Genomic DNA, 1,290 nt, shown 5'->3' with positions numbered 1-1,290 from the left:
TGCGCCCGTATGGTGAATTGAGACAGGCGTTAGGAGGATCTGTTTCATGTCGAATCGTCGTAAGTTCAGTGCCGAGTTCCGGGCCGAGGCCGTGGAACTGGTGGTTTCATCGGGCCGGCCGATCGCGCAGGTCGCACCCGAGATTGGTGTCGTCGAGGGGACGCTGGGGAACTGGGTCCGGGTTTGGAAAGAGGAGCACCCCGATGCCGGCGCGAAGGACCCCGGCCCGGTGGAGTGGGCCAAGTACAAGGCCTTACAAGCCGAGAACGCGGAGTTGAAACGGGAGATCGAATTCTTGGGAAAAGTCAGCGCCTTCTTCGCGGCGAAGCAACGATAAACGACTACTTCATGTTTATCAGCGCGGAGAAGGCCACCTTCCCGATCGACTGGATGTGCCACAAGCTCAAGGTCTCCCGGGCCTCGTTCTACCGCTGGCTGCGCCCCGCGGAACCCACTAAAACGCAGGTCCGCCATGACGAGCTCGACGGGCACGTTGTCCGCGTCTACAAGCGCGAGAAGGGCAAGGCCGGGAGGGACCAGATCGCGATCCTCCTGGCCCAGGAAGGCGTCAGCATCGCCACGGGCACAGTCGGGTCGATAATGGCCGGGCGGGGCCTGCGGGCGGTCAGGATGCGGTCGTGGAAGAAGACCACGACCGTTGACCCCGACGCCCGGACCGAGCACATCAAGAACCACATGCTCGACAACGAGGGGAAGCGAGACTTCACCTCCGAGGTCCCAGGAACCCGGCTCTGCGGCGACATCACTTACCTGCGGACCGGGGCGGGGTGGCTGTATTTGGCGACCGTCATCGACTTGTCGACCCGGATGGTCGTGGGCTGGTCAATGGCCGCTCACATGCGCACCAGCCTGATCATCGACGCCCTGGCGATGGCCCGCGACCACGGCCACCTGGACGTGAACGGGGCCATTTTCAACTCGGACCGTGGCCCGCAATACACCTCTGGAGATTTCCAGAAGTGGTGCTTCGCGAACGGGGTGACGCAGTCGATGGGAGCCGTGGGCGTGTGTTGGGATAACGCCGTGGCGGAGTCATTTTTCTCCCATATGAAGACCGAAATGTATTACCAGCAGCACTTCGACAACCACCTCGCCGCGCGCACCGCGGTGATGGAATACATCGAATCCTGGTACAACCGGCGACGGCCCCACTCCCACAACGGAGGACTACAACCGGCCGCCGCACTCGCCGCTTACCAAGACCGCCGCCACCTGGCTGCGGCATAGAAGAAAAACACATCGAACTGTCTCAAAAACTTGACGAGCGCA

Annotated in this window: 1 protein-coding gene; it reads left to right on the top strand. The window is 62.0% G+C overall.

What is annotated here, in order from left to right:
- Positions 1-46 precede the first annotated feature (46 nt).
- A protein-coding gene (locus tag IWX78_RS16305) for an IS3 family transposase (protein WP_196834691.1) occupies positions 47-1,248 on the top strand; the annotation gives its coding sequence in 2 pieces (ribosomal slippage) (positions 47-299 and positions 299-1,248; 1,203 coding nt in all).
- The last annotated feature ends 42 nt before the right edge of the window (positions 1,249-1,290 follow it).

The organism is Mycetocola sp. CAN_C7 (genome assembly GCF_015752285.1).
Taxonomy (GTDB): domain Bacteria; phylum Actinomycetota; class Actinomycetes; order Actinomycetales; family Microbacteriaceae; genus Mycetocola_A.
This window is presented reverse-complemented; position numbering and strand designations above follow the sequence as displayed.